Below are 4,121 nucleotides of genomic sequence, written 5' to 3'. Positions count from 1 at the left end.
TAGAACAGTGATTATTGCATCCGATGCACGACAGGCCCTCCACTGCCGCGACTTCGGCACCACACTGCATGGACGACACCACATCGTCTCTGACCTGCGGAAACGTCCTTCAGAAAGTCGAGTCGAGTCCTCTCGCCCGCGTCGATTCGGATCGTACGAACTGGACTGCACACCTCAGGCAGGACGCTCTGACCTGCGGATTTGCAGGCCGTCTGCATTAATTGCATGATTCATGCATCAGATGCAATCTCTTGGGAGGGTTCGTGGCGATCGATTCAGCGGGACGGGTACTCGATTTCGGGGCGGTGCGTTTTCTTCACCCCGAGGATCATGTGTTCGCCCAGATGCTCGATGGCTGGCGCAACCAACAGTTGAGCAGGAATCTGGCGTTTGGCACGATCGAGTCCCGCGAACGGCTGGTGACGCGGTTCCAGGAATCCACGAACGAGTACCCGTGGCAGTGGACGCCGGCCCACGTGGATGAGTTCTTTGGGGATCTGCGCAGCGTCAAGCACGCCGCCCAGTCCACCATCAGGAGCTATCAGGGGGCGCTGAGGGCGTTCTGTTCCTATCTGGCCTCGCCTGATTATGGCTGGGACCGGGTCTGCGAACAGTATTTCGGAACGCACCCGTCACAAGTCTGTTTTGACTGGAACACCGCGGTCCACGCCCAGGCAACCGAATCGGCTCCCAAGCGACGCCCGTTCACCAGGCAGGAACTGCAGGCCTTCTTTGACCGGGCCGATGACGAGGTGGATCGTATCGCTGCGCTGGGCCGGAAGGGCTGGCTGCCTGCTTACCGGGACGCCGTTCTTTTCAAGGTGGCCTACTGCTGGGGCCTGCGGCGCAACGAGGTCCGGCACCTGCAATCAGTGGATTTCTCCCGGAACCCGCACGCCCGCGAATTCGGCAAATTCGGAGTTCTTCAGGTCCGGTACGGGAAAGCCATGAAGGGCTCACCACCCAAACGCCGCAGCGTCCTTACCGTGTTCGACTGGTCCGCGGAAATCGTCGCCGATTGGCTGGAACGCGGCCGCCTGCACATGACCGACGGTCTGGACCTGTTTCCTTCCGAACGCGGCACCCTTGTCTCCGAGACCGCCCTGAACCGCCGCTTCAACCGTTACTGCGAAGACCTTGGCCTCTCCCCCGGTTTGGACATCCATTCACTGCGCCGCTCCTACGTCACCCACCTGATCGAATCGGGCATGGATCCCTTGTTCGTCCAGCACCAGGCGGGGCACGAGCATGCCTCAACCACTGCCCTCTACACCTCCGTCTCCAGCGACTACCGGGTCAAAACACTGCGCCGCGCCCTGGACTCCACCATCCGGGACGCCCTGGCCGGAATGGGAGACTGAACCTCATGAAACGAGAGATCGACTACCGGTGGCGGCTAGCAGAACTCATGGCAGCCCGGGGAATGCATAACAGCACCGACCTCAGCCCCTTGCTGAAGGAACGCGGCATCGAACTCTCGGCCTCCCAGGTCTACCGGCTCGTCACCCAACGCCCGGAACGCGTCTCACTGATGATGATCGCCGCGCTCTGCGACATCTTCTCCTGCGGGCCCGAGGACCTGGTCACCGTCACGGCAACAGATGCCAAGGTCCGCAAGGTCGCCTCCGACACCAACGTCGTGGACCTGAACAAGACCATCAGACCCAAACGCGCCCGCGTGATCCGCGATGACGGCTGAGATCACCCCGCGGACTGGCGTCCGCGGACGGCCCCGCACGGCCGGGGCCTTTACCTGCGACCGATGCTCACGAGCAGCCGGCAAACACCGTGCCAGCTGGCCAGAAGGCAGGATCTGCGGAACCTGCTTCACGGTCGCCATGCGCACCTACGGAACCTGCCCCGGCTGCGGAACAGAGCGCATGCTCCCGGGCAGGTCAGCTTCCAACGGAGACCAGCCGGTCTGTGTCGATTGCGCAGGTATCACCCAGGACTACCGCTGCTCCGGCTGCGGCACGGAAACCGAGCACTACCGCCAGAAGACCTGCGCGCGTTGCTCACTCCGGAACGACCTCACGACGCTGTTGCGCCTCGACGAGTCCCAGGGCCCGGAAACGACGGCAGCGAAACTGCTCGCCGCGCTCTGCGGAGCCCAGCGCCCCGAAAGCATCTTCACCTGGCTCCGCAGAAAGGGGGTCCGCGAACTGCTTGAACGACTCGCCACCGGAGACATCCCCCTCAGCCACGTAGCGCTCGACAAGGAACCAAACAGCCCGCGCGTGGAACATCTGCGCAGCCTGCTCACCCACCACAACCTGCTCCCGGTCCGGGACCACTACCTCGCTCTCTTTGAGCGGTGGCTACCCAGCAAGCTCGACGACATTGATGACCCCGAGATCCGGCGTCCTATCGAGTCCTTCTCCCGCTGGCACCACCTGCGACGCATCAGGAGCCTCTCCGCAGAGGGGAAACCCACCCGCGGTCCCGTGCACAGCGCGAAGCAGGAAATCACCGAAACCATCAAATTCCTCACCTGGCTCAAGCTCGCCTACGGACGGACCGTCGCCTCCTGCCTCCAGGGAGACGTCGACGCATGGCTGGCTGACGGCCCCACCACCAGGCACGCCATCAGAACCTTCTTCGTCTGGGCGGTCGAGAACCGGACCTGCACCAACATCACCATCGGATTCCGGCAGGCCAAGACCGTGCCGCTGCTCACCCAGGGCCAGCGACTCGCCATGCTCAAGGCCTGTCTCACGGACAATGTTGAAACGCTGTCCTACCGGGTCGCCGCAATTTTCCTGCTGCTCTACGCCCAGCCAGTAGTGAAGATCGCCGCGATGAAAAGCACCGATGTGATCCTCACGCCTGAGGGCCTGCATCTTTCACTCGGCGACGGCGACCCAGCGCCAGTACCCGAACCTTTCGCCGTCCTGGTCACACAACATCTGGCCTCCCGCCCCAACATGCGCACCGGGAGCAGTTCCGGCAGCCAGTGGCTCTTCCCCGGCTACCGCGCCGGCCAACACATCCACCCGAACACCTTCATGGACCGGTTCCGGGAACTCGGCATCAACCTGCTGGGCGCGCGCAACGCATCCCTTCGCGCCCTCGTCAGGGAAATCCCCGCCCCGATCGCAGCCGAGATGCTCGGCTACAGCTACCAAGTCACGCAAAAACACGCCGCCGCGGCAGCGGAACCCTGGTCACGGTACCCGAGCCCAAGGCGACTTCCACATTAGATGCCAGCAAGGCGGCGTCCACCCGAATCCCGCATCAGGCTGAACGCGCCCCCGACGCAGCGCCCAAGGTTTCATCCGGAAACGAATCGACGGGTTCACGCGGAAACGAATGAATACGGCATCGCCGGTCCAGAGGGGGTTCACCGCCATGCCCACGGACCAAATGAGTCAGTACTTCAGTCGCGGTGTCTCGCGTATCACCGGAAGGCAGCGATCAGGGGGTCAACACAGCGAAATTCGTCCCTGCGCAGACCTGCCGCCCGGCAGGCACATCGGACCGGTCTGCATACTCCTCGTATCCGCCGCCGGTCGGAGGCAGATCATTGCCCAGCGGGAACGTGCCAACCCCCTTGATCGATACCTTGCGGCCATCGTCCTCGAGCGTAGAACCCCTCGGAACCACAAGTGCGTCGTCGTCCAGCGTTACACAGCCGAGGGCATCGACGCCGAGGCGCCCTGACATCAGGGCCTCAAACTTGCTGCCCCCGTCCTTGGTCCAGACGAGCAACCGGGTGGCCACCTGGCCACCGGCCATTGACGAAGCCGGCGCGGAGGCGGACGATGAAGCCGGCGCGGGACGATTCGGATCCGCCGCGGCGGAACCATCGCTCTCCCCGCAGCCGCTGGTGGCGACTATCGTCGAGAGCGCCAGCACTGCGCCGACGGTCCCCCATTGAAATCGTCTTCTCACGTCAGGCCCACCTTGTCATCGTGATAGCGAACACCGAACACAGCCACAGAGCCAGGGATTTGTTTGCCCTCACTCATCCCTGCGGCCGAACATAGCACGGGCCGGTGTCCGTAAAGCGACGGGGTGGAAAGCAGGACCTCATGGCGGCCGAGCCGGCAGTGAATTAACCACCAGATACAGCTGCGGTCCAGCGCGAATAGTGCCGAATCAAATATGCACGGTTACCAGTA

4 protein-coding genes are annotated in these 4,121 nt (G+C 63.2%); 3 read left to right on the top strand and 1 reads right to left on the bottom strand.

The window, feature by feature from the left end; translation table 11 throughout:
- The first annotated feature begins 263 nt into the window (after nucleotides 1-263).
- The 3 genes from E4J89_RS19220 (at nucleotide 264) to E4J89_RS19210 (ending at nucleotide 3,200) form a co-directional block, all read left to right on the top strand.
- The gene (locus tag E4J89_RS19220; RefSeq protein WP_136787813.1) at nucleotides 264-1,361 is read left to right on the top strand and encodes a site-specific integrase; all 1,098 of its coding nucleotides are present in this window, start codon (nucleotides 264-266) and stop codon (nucleotides 1,359-1,361) included.
- A gap of 5 nt (nucleotides 1,362-1,366) precedes the next feature.
- Entirely contained in the window at nucleotides 1,367-1,699 is a 333-nt protein-coding gene (locus E4J89_RS19215; protein ID WP_136787812.1) for a helix-turn-helix transcriptional regulator, read from the top strand.
- Nucleotides 1,700-1,838: 139 nt separating this feature from the next.
- Nucleotides 1,839-3,200 carry a hypothetical protein gene (locus E4J89_RS19210; RefSeq protein WP_240692000.1) on the top strand — a complete coding sequence of 454 codons (1,362 nt, stop codon included), beginning with the start codon at nucleotides 1,839-1,841 and terminating at the stop codon, nucleotides 3,198-3,200.
- 214 nt (nucleotides 3,201-3,414) lie between these two features.
- On the opposite strand, the gene E4J89_RS19205 is transcribed toward E4J89_RS19210, so the two are convergent.
- Nucleotides 3,415-3,891 carry a hypothetical protein gene (locus E4J89_RS19205; protein ID WP_136787811.1) on the bottom strand — a complete coding sequence of 159 codons (477 nt, stop codon included), beginning with the start codon at nucleotides 3,889-3,891 and terminating at the stop codon, nucleotides 3,415-3,417.
- Nucleotides 3,892-4,121 lie beyond the last annotated feature (230 nt).

The organism is Arthrobacter sp. CAU 1506 (assembly GCF_005047635.1).
Taxonomy (GTDB): domain Bacteria; phylum Actinomycetota; class Actinomycetes; order Actinomycetales; family Micrococcaceae; genus Crystallibacter.
The sequence above is the reverse complement of the archived record's forward strand: the minus strand, read 5'-3'. Positions and strand labels throughout refer to the sequence as shown.